Genomic DNA, 16,417 nt, shown 5'->3' with positions numbered 1-16,417 from the left:
GATGACAATGGGCTCAACGCGTACTGTTCGTTTATCGCCTATTGCCAGGAGACACCATGACAGCTCAGACCGACCCTCAGGCCGGCGCCGGCGCCACCCCCGTGGCCAGCACCGATCAGCAAGAAACCCGCGAATGGATGGACGCGCTGTCCGCCGTGATCGACCGTGAGGGCGCGCAGTACGCCCACGCGCTGCTCGAAGAGCTGCTCGAACACGCGCGCCAAAACAGCGTGGACCGCCCGTTCTCGGCCAATACCGGCTATGTGAACACGCTCGAGACTTCGCAGGAGGCGCGCTGCCCCGGCAACCTCGAGATCGAAGGCCGCCTGCGCGCCTACATGCGCTGGAACGCGATGGCGATGGTCGTCAAGGCCAACCGCATCCATCCGCCCGAAGGCGGCGACCTGGGCGGCCACATCGGCTCGTTCGCCTCGCTGGCCAACATGTTCGGCGCGGGCTTCAACCATTTCTGGCATGCCGAGAGCGAGAACCACGGCGGCGACTGCCTCTACATCCAGGGCCATGTGTCCCCCGGCATCTATGCGCGCGCCTACCTCGAAGGCCGCATCAGCGAAGAGCAGTTGCTGAACTTCCGCCAGGAAGTCGACGGCAAGGGCCTGTCGAGCTACCCGCATCCCAAGCTGATGCCCGAGTTCTGGCAGTTCCCCACGGTGTCCATGGGCCTGGGCCCGCTGATGGCCATCTACCAGGCACGTTTCCTCAAGTACCTGCACGCGCGCGGCATTGCCAACACCGAGAACCGCAAGGTCTGGGTGTTCTGCGGCGACGGCGAAATGGACGAAGTGGAATCGCTGGGCGCGATCTCGCTGGCCGCGCGTGAAAAGCTCGACAACCTGATCTTCGTCATCAACTGCAACCTGCAGCGCCTGGACGGTCCGGTGCGCGGCAACGGCAAGATCATCCAGGAGCTCGAAGGCGAGTTCCGCGGTTCGGGCTGGAACGTCATCAAGCTGCTCTGGGGCAAGGGCTGGGACGAGCTGCTGGCCAAGGACAAGGACGGCGTGCTGCGCAAGATCATGATGGAATGCAACGACGGTGATTACCAGTCGTTCAAGGCCAATGACGGCGCCTACGTGCGCAAGCATTTCTTCGGCCGCGATCCGCGCGCGCTGAAGATGGTCGAGCACATGAGCGACGACGAAGTCTGGAACCTGCGCCGCGGCGGCCACGATTCGCAGAAGGTCTATGCGGCCTTCCACGCGGCCAACGAGCACAAGGGCCAGCCCACGGTGCTGCTGGTCAAGACCGTCAAGGGCTTCGGCATGGGCAAGATCGGTGAAGGCAAGAACACCGTGCACCAGACCAAGAAGCTCGGCGACGAAGACATCAAGGCCTTCCGCGACCGCTTCAACATCCCGATTCCCGACAGCCAGATCGCCGATCTGCCGTTCTACAAGCCGGCCGACGACACGCCGGAAATGCGCTATCTGCACGAGCGCCGCAAGGCCCTGGGCGGCTACCTGCCCAAGCGCCGCGTCAAGGCCGACGAGCAGTTCACTGCGCCCGCGCTGGAAACCTTCAAGGCCATTCTCGAGCCCACGCCCGAAGGCCGTGAAATCTCGACCACGCAAGCCTACGTGCGTTTCCTCACGCAGCTGCTGCGCGACAAGGAAATCGGTCCGCGCGTCGTTCCCATCCTGGTCGATGAGGCGCGCACGTTCGGCATGGAAGGTCTGTTCCGCCAGATCGGCATCTACAACCCTGCAGGTCAGCAGTACACCCCGGTCGACAAGGACCAGGTCATGTACTACCGCGAGGACAAGGCCGGCCAGATCCTGCAGGAAGGCATCAACGAGGCCGGCGGCATGTCCAGCTGGATCGCTGCCGCCACGAGCTACAGCACCAGCAACCGGATCATGATCCCGTTCTACGTGTACTACTCGATGTTCGGCTTCCAGCGCGTGGGTGACCTCGCCTGGGCGGCGGGCGACATGCAGGCACGCGGCTTCCTGCTGGGCGGCACTTCGGGCCGCACCACGCTCAACGGCGAAGGCCTGCAGCACGAAGACGGCCACAGCCACATCCTGGCGAACACCGTGCCCAACTGCGTCAGCTATGACCCGACCTTCGCCCACGAAGTCGCGGTGATCATGCGCGAAGGCCTGCGCCGCATGGTGCAGGAGCAGGAAAACGTCTTCTACTACCTGACGCTGCTCAACGAGAACTACGCGATGCCAGGCCTCACGCCCGGCACCGAAGAGCAGATCATCAAGGGCATGTACCAGTGCAAGGCCGGCATCAAGGTGCCGACCACGGGCCTGCGCGTGCAACTGCTGGGTTCGGGCACCATCCTGCGCGAATCGATGTTCGCCCAGGAGCTGCTGCTCAATGACTGGGGCGTGGCCGCCGACGTCTGGAGCTGCCCAAGCTTCAACGAACTGACGCGCGACGGTCAGGACGTGGACCGCTGGAACCTGCTGCACCCGCTGGAAACCGCGCGCCAGGCATTCGTCACGCAACAGCTCGCCGGCTCCACCGGCCCGGTGATCGCGTCGACCGACTACATGAAGGCCTATGCCGAACAGATCCGCGCCTACATCCCCAAGGGCCGCATCTACAAGGTGCTGGGCACCGACGGTTTCGGTCGTTCGGACTTCCGCCGCAAGCTGCGCGAGCATTTCGAGATCGATCGCCACTACATCGTCGTGGCGGCGCTGCGCGGCCTGGCCGACGCCGGCCAGCTGCCCATGACCAAGGTGGCCGAAGCGATTGCCAAGTACGGCATCCAGGTCGACAAGATCAACCCGCTGAACGCCTAAGAATTCCGGGAGACATATATGGCATTGGTAGACATTCAAATTCCGGACATCGGTGATTTCGACGAGGTGTCGGTGATCGAAGTGCTGGTTCAGGTGGGCGACACGATCAAGGCCGAGCAATCGCTGCTGACCGTGGAATCCGACAAGGCCTCGATGGAGATTCCGTCGAGCCATGCGGGCGTTCTCAAGGAACTGCGCGTGGCGCTGGGCGACAAGGTCAAGCAGGGTTCGGTCATTGCGGTGATTGAAACGGCTTCGGCCGGCGCAGCAGCGGCCCCCGCTGCTGCGGCCCCCGCTGCTGCTTCCCCGGCTTCGGCGGCTCCCGCTCCCGCAGCGCAAGCCGCCCCTGCACCGGCAGCAGCGGCTCCCGCCGCCGCAAGCCCGGCCGCAACCATCGCCCTGAAGATCCCCGACATCGGCGACTTCAAGGACGTGGCCGTGACCGAGATCCTGGTCAAGGTGGGCGACACGGTGACGGCCGAGCAATCGCTGTTCACCGTCGAATCCGACAAGGCGTCGATGGAGATTCCATCGCCCGCCGCCGGCGTGATCAAGGCGCTGACGCTCAAGGTCGGCGACACCGTCAACATCGGTGATGTGATCGGTGAGATCGAAGCCGCTGGCGCTGCGGCGCCCGCAGCCTCGGCACCCGCCGCCGCACCGGCTCCTGTGGCCGCGCCGGCCCCGGCCGCTGCGCCTGCAGCCGCGCCCGTGGCTGCGGCACCGGTCGCTGCCGTGCCCGCGCACAATCCCACGACCCCGCCTTCGGGCAAGCTGCCGCACGCTTCGCCTTCGGTGCGCAAGTTCGCGCGCGAACTCGGCGTGCCGCTCGAGGAGATCACCGGCACGGCGCAAAAGGGCCGCATCACCCAGGCCGACGTGCTGGCCTTCACCAAGCAGGTGATGTCGGGCGCGCTGCAGACCAAGGCCCAAGGTGCCGTCGCTCCCAAGGCTGCGGCTGGCGGCGCTGGCGCGGGTCTGGACCTGCTGCCCTGGCCCAAGGTCGACTTCGCCAAGTTCGGTCCGGTGGAACGCAAGGAGCTGTCGCGCATCAAGAAGATCAGCGGCGCCAACCTGCACCGCAACTGGGTCATGATCCCGCACGTCACCAACAATGACGAAGCCGACATCACCGAACTCGAAGCCTTCCGCGTGTCGACCAACAAGGAAAACGAGAAGAGCGGCGTCAAGGTGACGATGCTGGCTTTCGTGATCAAGGCCGTGGTCGCGGCGCTGAAGAAGTTCCCCGAGTTCAACGCCAGCCTCGACGGCGACACGCTGGTCTACAAGCAGTACTTCAACATCGGCTTTGCGGCGGACACGCCCAATGGCCTGGTGGTGCCTGTGCTCAAGGATGCCGACAAGAAGGGCATCATGCAGATCAGCCAGGAAATGGGCGAGCTCGCCAAGAAGGCGCGCGACGGCAAGCTCGGCGGCGCCGACATGCAGGGCGGCTGCTTCTCGATCTCGTCGCTGGGCGGCATCGGCGGCACGCACTTCACGCCCATCGTGAATGCGCCCGAAGTGGCGATCCTGGGCCTGTCCAAGGGCCAGATGAAGCCTGTCTGGGACGGCAAGCAGTTCGTTCCTCGCCTGCAGCTGCCGCTGTCGCTGTCGTACGACCACCGCGTCATCGACGGCGCGCTGGCCGCGCGCTTCAATGCCTATCTGGGCCAGTTGCTGGCGGACTATCGCCGCATCGTGCTGTAAGGAGTCATGCAGATGGCCATCATTGATATCAAGGTCCCTGACATCGGCGACTTCGACACCGTCGGCGTGATCGAGCTGCTGGTGCAGCCCGGCGACAAGGTTGCCGTGGACCAGAGCCTGATCACCGTCGAATCCGACAAGGCGTCGATGGAGATTCCCTCGTCGCATGCCGGCATCGTCAAGGAACTGCGCGTGAAGATCGGCGACCAGGTCGCCCAGGGCAGCGTGGTGCTGACGCTCGAGGCCGAGGCGGCCGGTGCCGAAGCTGCGGCGCCTGCGCCCGCAGCCGCTGCTGCCGCGGCGGCCGCTGCCGCGCCGGCGGCCGCCGCGCCCGCGCCTGCGGTCGCACTGCCCACGCCGGCTGCCGGCGCCGCGCCCGCGGTACCCGCACCCGTGCCCCAGCAATATGCGGGCGCTGCGGCCGACCTCGAATGCGACGTGGTCGTGCTCGGCGGTGGCCCCGGCGGCTATTCGGCGGCGTTCCGCGCGGCCGATCTGGGCCTCAAGGTGGTGCTGGTCGAGCGCTACGCGACGCTGGGCGGCGTGTGCCTGAACGTGGGTTGCATCCCATCCAAGGCGCTGCTGCATGTCGCGGCGGTGATCGACGAGGTCAAGCACCTGTCGGCCGTGGGCGTGGAATTCGGTGCCCCCCAGGTCAACATCGACACGCTGCGCGGCCACAAGGAAAAGGTCATAGGCAAGCTGACCGGCGGTCTGGCGCAGATGGCGAAGATGCGCAAGGTCACGGTGCTGCGCGGCTACGGCCAGTTCGTCGGCAGCCACCACCTGTCGGTCGAAGCCACGCAAGGTGAAGGCACCGAGCGCAGCGGCACGACCCAGGTCGTGCAGTTCAAGAACGCCATCATTGCCGCGGGCTCGCAGGCCGTGCGCCTGCCGTTCATGCCCGAAGATCCGCGCGTGGTCGATTCCACGGGCGCGCTCGAACTCAAGGAAGTTCCCAAGCGCATGCTGATCCTGGGCGGCGGCATCATCGGCCTCGAAATGGGCACGGTGTATTCCACGCTGGGCGCGCGCCTGGATGTGGTCGAGATGATGGACGGCCTGATGCAGGGCGCGGACCGCGATCTGGTCAAGATCTGGCAGAAGATGAACGCGCCGCGTTTCGACAACATCATGCTCAAGACCAAGACCGTGGGTGCCGAGGCCACGCCCGAAGGCATCAAGGTCACGTTCGCGGCCGCCGAAGAGGGCGGCACGGCGCCCGAGCCGCAGACCTACGATCTGGTGCTGCAGGCCGTGGGCCGCACGCCCAACGGCAAGAAGCTCGCGGCCGAAGCCGCAGGCGTGTCGGTGACCGATCGCGGCTTCATTCCGGTCGACATCCAGATGCGCACCAGCGCGCCGCATATCTTTGCGATCGGCGACATCGTGGGCCAGCCCATGCTGGCGCACAAGGCGGTGCACGAGGCGCATGTGGCGGCCGAAGTGATCGCCGGCGAACTGCAGGGCAACAAGGAACTGGCCGCGGCCGCGTTCAATGCCCGGGTGATCCCCAGCGTCGCCTATACCGACCCCGAAGTCGCATGGGTGGGCCTGACCGAAGACCAGGCCAAGGCGCAGGGCATCAAGGTCAAGAAGGGCCTGTTCCCCTGGGCGGCCTCGGGCCGGGCGATTGCCAACGGCCGCGACGAAGGCGTGACCAAGCTGCTGTTCGACGATTCGCCCGAGGCCCATGGTCACGGCCGCATCCTGGGCGGCGGCATGGTCGGCACGCATGCAGGTGACATGATCGGTGAAATCGCCCTGGCGATTGAAATGGGTGCCGATGCCGTCGATATCGGCAAGACCATCCATCCGCATCCGACGCTGGGCGAGTCCATCGGCATGGCCGCGGAAGTCGCGCACGGCAGTTGCACGGACGTGCCTCCAGTGCGCAAGTAATTCGCGCGTCCGCGCGGGCCAGCAGGCCGCACATGCTCTTGCGGGCATGTGCGGCTTTTTTACATGCCGCGGCGTCAGGTCAGGCTTGGCGCCCCATCGGGAATGATTTCATCGCGCACGCATTCCCGAATGGAATCGGGCACGGTCGCTTCGGACGCGATCACGGTCTGCGGGCCGCAATCGCTTTGTCTGGTGAGGTGGTAGCGAAAGCCGTCGCGCACCCAGGCAGGTGCATCGGCGGGCTCCACAAAGAGACTGCGCAAGGTGCTCTGGTCTGTCGGACTCAGATCCTTGGCCAGGATATGGCCGCGGCTGCGAATGCGCGATCCAGGCATGCCGTAGCCTGCAAGGCCGCCAAGCCGCTCGACATCGATGCGCCCCCAGCCCGCGACGGGGCTGGACATCAGCAGTTCGGCGCGCATGTCACAGCCCCACTTTCTTCCAGCCGGCATTGATGCCGACGTCGACGGCCGACTCCCTGCCGAACAGTTCGGCTGCGGCCTGCCGGGTCTGGTCCGCGAATTCCGCCATGGTCATGCGCGGGCGCTGGCCTGCATTGGAGATCACGTGGTACCAGGCCTTTCCGACGGTGTTCCAGCTCTTGCCGCCCACCTGCCTGCACGCGGTGCTGAACGCGAGGTTGGGCGGGCCGCTGCTGAAGTGTGGATCCATGCCGGGCTTGATTTCCGAGTAGTGCACGGGCTGGGGCGCCAGGCAATGCTTGCCGCCGGGATCGGACAGGTCGCGCAGGCAGGTGAAGCCGCGATTGAGCGATGTCTTGCCGAGAATGTCATTGCCTATGAGCCAGTCGGCGCTCGCTGCATCCTGGTTGAGCCGCCATTGGCGGAACATCGAGCCGAAGCAGTCGGAAATGCTTTCGTTGAGGCCGCCGGGCTCGTCGTCGTAGTCGAGCTGCAGCGTGTACTGGGTCAGGCCGTGAGTGAGTTCATGGCCTATCACATCAATACCCAGCGTGAAATCGGTGAACAGTTCGCCATCACCGTCGCCGTAGATCATCTGCAGTCCGTTCCACATGGCATTGTTGTATTTCTTGCCATAGTGCACCGAGGACATCAGCGTCATTCCGGCGTTGTCCGCGGAGTTGCGCTTGAAGACCTGGCGCAGGAAGGTCGCGAGGTAGTCGGTTTCCGTGTAGGTGCGACTGACCGTGGGATCCTCGGACCTGGTCGGCTCCCTGACCTGTGAGCCCGGCAGGCTCAATGTCTGCTTGCAATCGAACAAGGTGACTTCGGGATTTTCGGTCAGCGTCGTGAGCGTGTGGGTTTCAAGCAGAAACCCGGCCAGCTTCTTGGTTTGCAGCCGTATGTCGCGGAAATGTTCGCTCAGCCGCGCGGAGTACTCCGCATTCTTGCAAAGCTCCTCGGACAGCTGGGGATCACAGGCCCAGCGCTTGAGCACCTCGTCCGGAACGATCTGGCATTGGCATCGGTACATTTTGAACCCTCCCGGTCAAGCAGTGGAAGGGGCATACGCCGCAAGCCTCGAGCCCATCGGGCTGGGGCGGTGGCGGAGTGTCCCTCTCCGTTCGGCAGGAGCGCGGACTGCGTTCCAGCGGCCGTGAATTGATGGTAAATCCGGGGTGGAAGAGGGCATCCAGAGGCCCTACTTGCGCGGATGATTCCGCGCGGGTCAGCAGGGCTGCAGCAGGTGCTCGTTGAGGTAGTGCCACTGCGCGGGCGTGACTTCGCTGATCGACAGGCGATTGCCTTTTTGCAACACTGTCATGCCCGCAAGCGCGGGGTGGGAGCGCAGTTCGGCAATCCCCACCGGCCGGGTCTTGTGCAGCGCCTTGACATCGACCAGCAGCCAGCGCGGCTTGTCGGGGCTGGAGCGCGGATCATGATATGGGCTTGCGGGGTCGAACTGCGTGGGGTCCACGCGCGCTTCGCTGGCAATGCAGGCCAGCCCGTAGATGCCGGGCTCGGCGCAACTGGAGTGCCAATAGAGCACGCCGTCGCCGACCTGCATCTGGTCGCGCATGAAGTTGCGCGCCTGGTAATTGCGCACGCCGCTCCATGCCAGCGTGGCATCGGGCGCGGCCAGCGCGTGGTCTATGGATTCGGTTTCGGGCTCATTTTTCATGAGCCAGAAGCGGCGCTGGGAAGAGGGGGTGGAAGATGCAGCAGGCATGGCTGCATTGTGGCAAAGCCCGCGCTGGCCTGCCGGTTCAATGCCGCGCGGCGTTGCGCGCTGCGCGCTGGCGCAGTGCGTCGGCGTGCGCCGTGCTGCCCACGGGCAGGTCGACGTCGGAGCTTTGCGCCACGCGGATGCAGTCGCGGATATGCTGCTCGCCGAGAAAGCGCAGCGCGGCATAGCCCAGGGCGGCGGCGGTCGCCGTACCCAGAATCGGCACGAACTTGCTGACCTGTTTGGCGGCCATGCGCGTGGCGACTTTCTGCACCAGCCGGATGAGCATTTCGCGCGTGACGAGTTTGCCGATCAGTACCGAACCGACGATGGCCACGGCTTTCTGAATGCCTTCGCGCCGCGAGGGCTCGAGCTCGTCGAGCTGCTCCACGCTCAGGCCGAACTCCTTGCTGATGCGCGGCACCAGGCGCGATAGCAGCGCGGCATCCACCGCCCAGTCCAGACCGGGAATGGGCACGGCGCTGACGAATGCGCCCGCAAGCGCACGCCTGTGCAGCAGCTTGCGCGAGCGTTGCGCGGCGGCATCGATCTGCGCCTGCCGGGCGGGCGCCGCAGCGCCTTCGGTTCCGGTGGCCTGGCTCATCGGTCGGCGGTCTTGCCGCGCACGAACTGGTAGATCACCAGCAGCACGATCGCACCCACGATGGAAGCGATCCAGCCCGCGGCATCGCCTTGCTGGTACCAGCCCATGGCCACGCCGATATAGCTGGCCAGAAAGGCGCCGGCAATGCCCAGCAAGATGGTCATGATCCAGCCCAGACTGTCGTCGCCGGGTTTGACGGCGCGTGCAATGAGGCCCACGATCAGACCGACGATCAAGGTTCCGAGAAGAGAGAACATAAGGTGGGCTCCTTGAGTGTGAGGGATTCGACACCTGACTCTAGTGCCCAGCCCATGGCAAGCCATGTCGGACAGGGGCTTAACCTGTCGCTCAGCCTGCCTGCCAGCGACGAATCATCGGCTCAGCGCGTCATGGCGAGCGGATCGCCTGCGAGCTCGGCGGTTTCGACGCGGCGCGCGCCATCGAAGCGGTGCGACCAATATGGCGTCTGCATGCTTTCGACGCGCACTGTTGCACCCGAGCGCGGCGAATGAATGAACTTGCCTTCGCCCACATAGATGCCGACATGGCTGAACGTGCGGCGCATGGTGTTGAAGAACACCAGGTCGCCAGGGCGCAACTCGTTCTTGTCGATCTTCTGCGTGACATTTGCCTGCTCGTCGGCGCGGCGCGGCAGCACCAGGCCCACGGTCTGCGAGTAGATGGCACGCACGAAACCGCTGCAGTCGAAGCCCGTGGTGGCATTGTTGCCGCCGCGGCGATAGGGTACGCCCAGGAAGCCCATGGCCGTGCCGACCAGTTCGGACGTGCGCGCTGCCACGTTTTGGCCGGCTTCATGCAATTGCGTATTGATTTGGGAGATGAGGCCCTTGCTGACCAGCAAGCGCTGCATGTCGTCGTCGGCGGAGCGACTGTCAGGCGCGGCATGGGCGCTGACACAGGTAAAAAGAAGAGCACACAACCATCTGGACATGGAGACAAAGGGTAACATGGAAAGCTTGGGCGACATACCCTGAAATGGGGATTTACAGTTTTTTTCCGGATTGGATCGCATTTGCATGGGCGGCCCGCCGCTCTGGCTCAGAGGGAGTCCATCAGGCCCCAGGGACGGGCCCGGGCTGCGACAATGCAGCCATTGCGGACCGAAAAAGAAAGATTTCCATGTTGCTTGACTCGTTTGAATCCCAGCTGGTACTGGTGGACTACCAGGAACGCCTGATGCCGGCCATTTTTGAAGGCCAGGCCGTGCTGGCCAATGCCCGCCTGCTGGCCCAGGTCGCCCGGCTGCTCGAAGTGCCTGTCTGGGGCACGGAGCAAAATCCTTCCAAGCTGGGCGCCAACGACGTGCAGCTGCGTGCGCTGTGCCAGCGCACGCTGGCCAAGATGCAGTTCAGCGGCGTTGAGGAAGGCCTGGGCGAATGGCTGCGTCCGCCTGCGCGTCCCCAGGGCGGCAATGCACGCAGCCTGCCCAAGCACCTGCAAAAGCCCCAGACCCAGGAAGCCGAGCGCGGCACCATCGTGCTCGCGGGCTGCGAAGCCCATGTGTGCCTGCTGCAGACCGCGCTCGATCTGGTCGAGGAAGAGTTCGACGTCTGGGTCGTGACCGATGCCTGCAGCTCGCGCACCGAGCGCAACCGTGATGCGGCCTTCGACCGGCTCGCCGGTGCGGGTGTTGAACTGGTGACCACCGAAATGGTGGCGTTCGAGTGGCTGGGCAGTTGCGAGCATCCGGCATTCAAGGATGTGCTGGCGCTGATCAAGTAAGCCCGCATGCGCCTGCGCGCCGCCGCGCGGGCGCCACCAGGCCGGCCTACAATGGCCGCCTCTGTTTCGCTGGCGCCGCCCATGGCGCCGGTGTTCACCCTCTACTAGAGTCATTCCGTGCAGCTGACACCTTCCATTTTCAAAGCCTACGACATCCGCGGCGTGGTGCCGACGACCCTGAACGAAGCCGTGGTGCGCGGTGTAGGTCTGGCTTTCGGTCAGGCCGCGCGCGCCGAAGGGCAGACCACCGTGGCCGTGGGCCGTGATGGCCGCTTGTCGGGTCCGGCGCTGTCGGCGGCCTTGATCGATGGCCTGGTGGCCGCGGGCATCGAAGTGATCGATATAGGTGTCGCGACCACGCCCATGCTGTATTTCGCGGCCGCGACGCTGTGCCAAAGCGGCATCCAGGTCACGGGCAGCCACAATCCCAAGGACTACAACGGCCTGAAGATGGTGCTCAACGGCCGTGCAATTTATGGTGAAGAGATCCAGGCGTTGCGCCGCACCATGGAAGAAGAGAGCTGGCAACTGCTGCCCGGCGGCTCGGTGCGCCATGCCGACGTGCTGGCCGATTACACCGCGCGCATCGTCGGCGATGTGAAGCTCGCGCGGCCCATGAAGATCGTCGTCGATTGCGGCAACGGCGTGGCCGGCGCTTCGGCTCCGGGCATCTTCCGCGCGCTGGGCTGCGAAGTGATCGAGCTGTTTTCAGAAGTCGACGGCAACTTTCCCAATCACCATCCCGACCCGAGCAAGCCCGAGAATCTGCGCGATCTGATCGCCGCGCTCGCGCACAGCGATGCCGAGCTGGGCCTGGCGTTCGACGGCGATGGCGACCGCCTGGGCATCGTGACCAAGGACGGCAGCAATATCTTTCCCGATCGGCAGATGATGCTGTTCGCCGCCGACGTGCTGTCGCGCGTGCCCGGCGGCCACATCGTGTTCGACGTCAAGTGCAGCCAGCGGCTCGCGCCCGCGATCCGCCAAGCCGGCGGCGAGCCCGTGATGTTCAGGACCGGACACTCGCTGATCAAGGCGCGCATGAAGGAGCTCGATTCGCCGCTGGGCGGCGAGATGAGCGGCCATATCTTCTTCAAGGAGCGCTGGTTTGGCTTCGATGACGGCACCTATGCGGGCTGCCGCCTGCTGGAAATCGTCAGCCGCAGCGCCGATCCGAGCGCGCAGCTGTTGGCCCTGCCCACCAGCCATTCGACGCCCGAGCTGAATGTGGCCTGCGCCGAAGGCGAGCCGCACCGCCTCACGGCCGAACTGCAGGCGCTCGCGGTCAGCAGCTTTGCGGCCCCGGCCCAGCTCAACACCATCGACGGACTGCGCGTCGACTGGCCCGACGGCTTCGGCCTGATCCGCGCGAGCAACACCACGCCGGTGCTGGTGCTGCGTTTCGAAGGCCATACGCCCGAAGCGCTGCACCGCATCGAGGCCGAGATGCTGGCGCTGCTGGAGCGCGTCAAGCCCGGCGCGCAAGTCGGCAGCGCCGCGCATTGATGAAGCACCCCCTGAGCCGCTCACGCGGCTTCCCCCTCTCATCCTTCGGTGGAGGGGGACGACACCATCGCTGCGGGGCGGCCCTTGCTCGGTGTCTCCATGCTGCGATGCGCCAGTTTCTCAGAGTACATCGGGCAGTAGTTGGGAGCGTGCAATGAACGTTGTATTGGCGCTGTATTCGGCGCTGACCTGGGTCGCGCAGCCGCTGCTGCGGCGCAAGCTGCGCCAGCGCGCGCGCGCCGAGCCGGGCTACGCTTTCAAGGTCGGGGAGCGCTTTGGCCATTACGAGCCAGAGAGTCTGGGGCGTGACGGCGCGGGCCGCTGGATCTGGGTGCATGCGGTGTCGCTGGGCGAGACGCGCGCCGCGGCGATACTGATCACCGCGCTGCGCGCGCAATTGCCCGACATGCGGCTGCTGCTCACGCATGGCACGGCCACGGGCCGCGCCGAAGGCCAGAAGCTGCTGCGCAGCGGCGATCTGCAGGTCTGGCAGCCCTGGGATACGCGCGCCGCCGTCGAGCGCTTCGTCGCGCAATTTCGGCCCGCCGTCGGCGTGCTGATGGAAACCGAAGTCTGGCCCAATCTTGCTGCGATCTGCCGCGCGCGCGGCGTGCCGCTGGCGCTGGCCAATGCGCGGCTCAACAGCAAGTCGCTGGACAAGGCCTTGAAGCTGTCGGCGCTGTCCATGCCCGCCTACCAGGCGCTGGCCGCGGTCTGGGCCCAGACCCAGGCCGATGCCCAGCGGCTGCGCGCGCTCGCGGCGCCGGTGCACGGCGTGCTGGGCAATCTCAAGTTCGACGTGCTGCCCGATGCGGGCCTGCTCGCGCAGGGCGCTCAATGGCGCCACCGTTCGGCGCGTCCCGTGGTGATGCTGGCCAGCAGCCGCGAAGGCGAGGAGGAGCTGTTCATCGCCGCCTTGCGCCGACTCGGCGCGCAGGCGCTGAAAGTGCAATGGCTAGTCGTGCCGCGCCATCCGCAGCGTTTCGAGTCCGTCGCGCTGGCGCTGCAGGCCGCGGGTCTGCGGGTGTCGCGGCGCAGCGAATGGCTGGGTGCGCCGCCGCGCGCGCTGGCCCAGGCCGGCGAGGAATGCCTGTGGCTGGGCGATTCGCTGGGCGAGATGCCTCTTTATTACGGCATGGCCGATGCCGCGCTGCTCGGCGGCAGCTTTGCGCCGCTGGGCGGCCAGAATCTGATCGAGGCCGCGGCCTGTGGCTGCCCTATGCTGGTCGGGCCCTCGACGTTCAACTTCGCCGAAGCGGCCGAACTCGCCTGCGCGGCGGGTGCGGCGCGGCGGGTGGCGGATCTCGACGCGGGTGTGCAGGCTGCGCTGGTGCTGGTGCACGATGTGCCCGCGCGCACCGCAGCCGTCGCGCATTGCCTGGAGTTTGCCCAGGCCCACCGCGGCGCGGCGCAGGCGACGGCGATGGCCATAGAGCAGCTGCTGCACAGCAGCCCCATCAATCGCCGCTGAGCGGCGGTGTGCAGATCAACGCGTCGCGGCGGCGTCGGTGCTCAGCAGGGCATTGACGGCGCGCAGGTCGTCGCTGCTGAGCGTGCCCGCGGCCTGGCGCAGCTTGAGCTGGCCCAGGATCAGGTTGTAGCGCGCCAGCGCCAGATCGCGCTTGGTCTGGTAGAGCTGGCTTTGCGCGTTGAGCACGTCGATGTTGATGCGCACGCCCACTTCGTAGCCCAGCCGGTTGGCGTCCAGCGCGCTCTGGCTCGAGGCCTCGGCGGCTTCGAGCGCACGGATCTGGCCCTGGCCCGATTGCACGCCATAGAACGCGGCGCGCGTGGACTGCGCCACGCTGCGGCGCGCGTTGTCGAGATCGGCTTCGGCCTTGCGTTCCAGCGACAGCGTTTCCTTGACGCGGTTCTGCACGGAAAAGCCCGCGAACAGCGGCATGTTGAGCTGCACGCCCACGCTCGCGACATTGGTGCGAAAGCCGTTGTTGGGCGCGGTGACCGTGCCTTGCGGGTTGTTGTTGACGCTGTAGCCGGCCTGCAGGTCGACCGTGGGCAGGTGGCCGGTTTCGGCCTTGCGCGTTTCGAGCCGCGCGACATCGAGCGCGAGCTGGGCCTGGCGCAGCTGCGGCTGCGTGCCCTGCGACACATCGACCCAGGCCTGGGGATCGGCGGGCGACAGCGGCGGCAGCACCACCGGCTGGGCCAGCGGCAGCGGCTGCACGCCGGGCGTGCCCACGAGCTGCTCGAGCGCCAGGCGCTTGACGCGCAGATCGTTGTCGGCCGCGATTTCCTGGGCGACGATCAGGTCGTAGCGTGCCTGCGCTTCGCGTGCATCGGTGATGGTCGCATTGCCTACGTCGAAATTGCGCTGGGCGAACGCGCGCTGCTCGGACACCGCTTCCTTTTGCGCCTGCACGAAGCGCAGCGCGTCTTGGGCGCCGAGCACATCGAAATAGGCCTGGCTGGTGCGCACGATCAGGTCCTGTTCGGCCGCGTCGCGCTGTGCCAGCGCGATTTCGAAGCTGCGCTGGCCCTGGGTGAAGGCAATGCGGTTCGCGGGCCGGTACAGCGGCTGAGAAGCGCTCAGCGTCGCAGTCTGGGTGCTCGCGTTGAGCGTGAAGTCGGGTCGGCTGATTTCGGTGCGCGCGCGGCTCGCGCCCGCCTGCAGGCCGACCGAAGGCAGCAGGCCGGCGCGCGCCTGTTCCGAGCGGCTGTAGGCCGCATCGGTTTCGGCCTGGCGCGCCTGCCATACGGCGTCGAAGCCGCGCGCGCGTTCGGCGAGCTCGACCAGGCTTTGCGACTGCGCCAGCGGCGCGAAAGCGAGCATGGCCAAGAGAGTGCTGGCATTGCGCCAGGGGGTGGGCGAGAACCGCAGCGTGCGGGCCAGGGGCATGGTGTTCCTTGCTAAGAGAAGCCTGCCGCGCCGCGCGTGCGAGGGCACGGACAGACACGGAGAAAAGACCCCGGCGCCATCGCCTGGGTCTCAGTACAGGGGAACCGCCTGGTCGCGCTCGCGCGACCAGGCATCGATTCCGCCGGTAATGTTGGTGACCTGCTCGAACCCCTGGTTGAGCAGGAACATGCCCACATGCATGCTGCGCATGCCGTGGTGGCACAGGCAGGCAATGGGGCGCTCCGGGTCCAGCTCCTGCTGGCGCGCGGGAATGTCTTGCATGGGAATGTTCACCAGTTCAAAGCCTTGCGGCGTGACGCTGGCGGTCGCGCATTCCCAGGGCTCGCGCACGTCGAGCACCAGCGGCGTCAGGCCCTGGGCCTGGACCTGTTGCAGCCATTGGTCGAATTGCGCGGGGCGGACTTGGGCAAGCATCTGCGGCTCCGGGGGCTCAGAACTTGAACGGCGAAGGCTCGGCGAAACCGACCAGACGCGGCGCGTAGGTGTCCCAGGGCGAGGTGGTCTCGAAGCTGTTGCCCGTGCGGGTGACAAACGTGGCGCGCATCACGGGTTCGTGGCCGACGATCGCGCCCAGGCGGCCGCCTTCGGTCAGGTGCTGCAGCAGCGCGGGTGGCACCTGTGCGACCGAGCCGCTGAGCACGATCACATCGAACGGGCCTTCGGGCAGCGGGTCGCTGGCGCCGTCGGCCAGACGCACGGTGGCATTGGTCACGCCCGCGCCCAGCAGGTTCTCGCGTGCGAGTTCGGCGAGTTCGGGCACGATTTCCAGGCTCAGCACTTCGCGTGCCTGGTGGGCCAGCAAGGCCGCCATGTAGCCCGAACCGGCGCCGATTTCGAGCACCTTGTCGGTGGGCTGGATGCGCAGGTCCTGCAGCATGCGCGCTTCGACGCGCGGCGCGAGCATGGTCCAGCCCTTGGGACCCGACTCCTCGGGTGTGCCGTGCAGCGGAATCTCGATGTCCATGAAGGCCAGGCCCTGGTGCTCGGGGGCGACGAATTGTTCGCGCGGCACCTCGTTGAGCGTATCCAGCACGTCCTGCTCCAGCACGTTCCAGGGGCGGATTTGCTGCTGGATCATGTTGAAGCGCGCCTGCTCGACTGGGTCGTTGGCGTTGGCTGAGGTGTTCAAGGGCATGTTCATGGGGT

15 protein-coding genes are annotated in these 16,417 nt (G+C 66.2%); 6 read left to right on the top strand and 9 right to left on the bottom strand.

The genetic code is table 11. The features are described 5' to 3' along the window. Window positions 1–56 precede the first annotated feature (56 nt). From aceE to lpdA, 3 genes are read left to right on the top strand one after another with little or no spacing between them, the layout of a single operon-like run. Window positions 57–2,780 (top strand): pyruvate dehydrogenase (acetyl-transferring), homodimeric type, encoded by a 2,724-nt coding sequence (gene aceE / locus ACSVDO_RS11195; RefSeq protein ID WP_332534679.1) that lies wholly within the window; start codon window positions 57–59, stop codon window positions 2,778–2,780. 18 nt (window positions 2,781–2,798) lie between these two features. Beyond that, window positions 2,799–4,490, top strand: coding sequence for a dihydrolipoyllysine-residue acetyltransferase (gene aceF, locus ACSVDO_RS11190; RefSeq protein ID WP_489592146.1), 1,692 nt, complete (start codon window positions 2,799–2,801; stop codon window positions 4,488–4,490). 12 nt (window positions 4,491–4,502) lie between these two features. Continuing rightward, window positions 4,503–6,392, top strand: coding sequence for a dihydrolipoyl dehydrogenase (gene lpdA, locus ACSVDO_RS11185; protein WP_489592144.1), 1,890 nt, complete (start codon window positions 4,503–4,505; stop codon window positions 6,390–6,392). 74 nt (window positions 6,393–6,466) lie between these two features. Here the strand turns inward: lpdA and ACSVDO_RS11180 are convergent, their stop codons facing one another. From ACSVDO_RS11180 to ACSVDO_RS11155, 6 genes are all read right to left on the bottom strand, one after another. Continuing rightward, window positions 6,467–6,814, bottom strand: coding sequence for a protealysin inhibitor emfourin (locus tag ACSVDO_RS11180; protein WP_332534674.1), 348 nt, complete (start codon window positions 6,812–6,814; stop codon window positions 6,467–6,469). A gap of 1 nt (window position 6,815) precedes the next feature. After that, window positions 6,816–7,847, bottom strand: coding sequence for a M4 family metallopeptidase (locus ACSVDO_RS11175; RefSeq protein ID WP_489592142.1), 1,032 nt, complete (start codon window positions 7,845–7,847; stop codon window positions 6,816–6,818). A gap of 195 nt (window positions 7,848–8,042) precedes the next feature. Next, entirely contained in the window at window positions 8,043–8,543 is a 501-nt protein-coding gene (locus ACSVDO_RS11170; RefSeq protein WP_489592140.1) for an EVE domain-containing protein, read from the bottom strand. Between the two features lie 37 nt (window positions 8,544–8,580). Then, window positions 8,581–9,144, bottom strand: a complete 564-nt coding sequence (locus tag ACSVDO_RS11165; protein ID WP_489592138.1) for a hypothetical protein — start codon at window positions 9,142–9,144, stop codon at window positions 8,581–8,583. Then, on the bottom strand, window positions 9,141–9,401 hold the full coding sequence (locus ACSVDO_RS11160) for a GlsB/YeaQ/YmgE family stress response membrane protein (RefSeq protein ID WP_332534669.1): 261 nt from the start codon (window positions 9,399–9,401) through the stop codon (window positions 9,141–9,143). Before ACSVDO_RS11160 ends, ACSVDO_RS11165 begins: the two co-directional genes overlap by 4 nt. A 122-nt stretch (window positions 9,402–9,523) precedes the next feature. After that, complete coding sequence (locus tag ACSVDO_RS11155) at window positions 9,524–10,096, bottom strand: C40 family peptidase (RefSeq protein WP_332534697.1); 573 nt, start codon at window positions 10,094–10,096, stop codon at window positions 9,524–9,526. Window positions 10,097–10,284: 188 nt separating this feature from the next. Here ACSVDO_RS11155 and ACSVDO_RS11150 point away from each other — a divergent pair, with 188 nt between their 5' ends. The 3 genes from ACSVDO_RS11150 (at window position 10,285) to ACSVDO_RS11140 (ending at window position 13,864) form a co-directional block, all read left to right on the top strand. Next, on the top strand, window positions 10,285–10,887 hold the full coding sequence (locus tag ACSVDO_RS11150; protein ID WP_489592135.1) for an isochorismatase family protein: 603 nt from the start codon (window positions 10,285–10,287) through the stop codon (window positions 10,885–10,887). A 117-nt stretch (window positions 10,888–11,004) separates the two neighbouring features. Then, window positions 11,005–12,393, top strand: a complete 1,389-nt coding sequence (locus tag ACSVDO_RS11145) for a phosphomannomutase/phosphoglucomutase (RefSeq protein WP_489592133.1) — start codon at window positions 11,005–11,007, stop codon at window positions 12,391–12,393. 154 nt (window positions 12,394–12,547) lie between these two features. Next, window positions 12,548–13,864, top strand: a complete 1,317-nt coding sequence (locus tag ACSVDO_RS11140; protein ID WP_489592132.1) for a 3-deoxy-D-manno-octulosonic acid transferase — start codon at window positions 12,548–12,550, stop codon at window positions 13,862–13,864. Window positions 13,865–13,879: 15 nt separating this feature from the next. Here ACSVDO_RS11140 and ACSVDO_RS11135 read toward each other — a convergent pair whose 3' ends face one another. From ACSVDO_RS11135 to ACSVDO_RS11125, 3 genes are all read right to left on the bottom strand, one after another. Continuing rightward, window positions 13,880–15,250, bottom strand: coding sequence for a TolC family outer membrane protein (locus tag ACSVDO_RS11135; RefSeq protein WP_489592131.1), 1,371 nt, complete (start codon window positions 15,248–15,250; stop codon window positions 13,880–13,882). A gap of 90 nt (window positions 15,251–15,340) precedes the next feature. Next, entirely contained in the window at window positions 15,341–15,685 is a 345-nt protein-coding gene (locus tag ACSVDO_RS11130) for a rhodanese-like domain-containing protein (protein WP_332534662.1), read from the bottom strand. A 16-nt stretch (window positions 15,686–15,701) separates the two neighbouring features. Beyond that, a complete protein-coding gene (locus ACSVDO_RS11125) occupies window positions 15,702–16,412 on the bottom strand; it encodes a protein-L-isoaspartate O-methyltransferase family protein (RefSeq protein WP_489592128.1) in 711 nt (236 codons plus the stop codon). Window positions 16,413–16,417: the final 5 nt, after the last annotated feature.

The organism is Comamonas sp. DB36 (genome assembly GCF_057914905.1).
The sequence above is the reverse complement of the archived record's forward strand: the minus strand, read 5'-3'. Positions and strand labels throughout refer to the sequence as shown.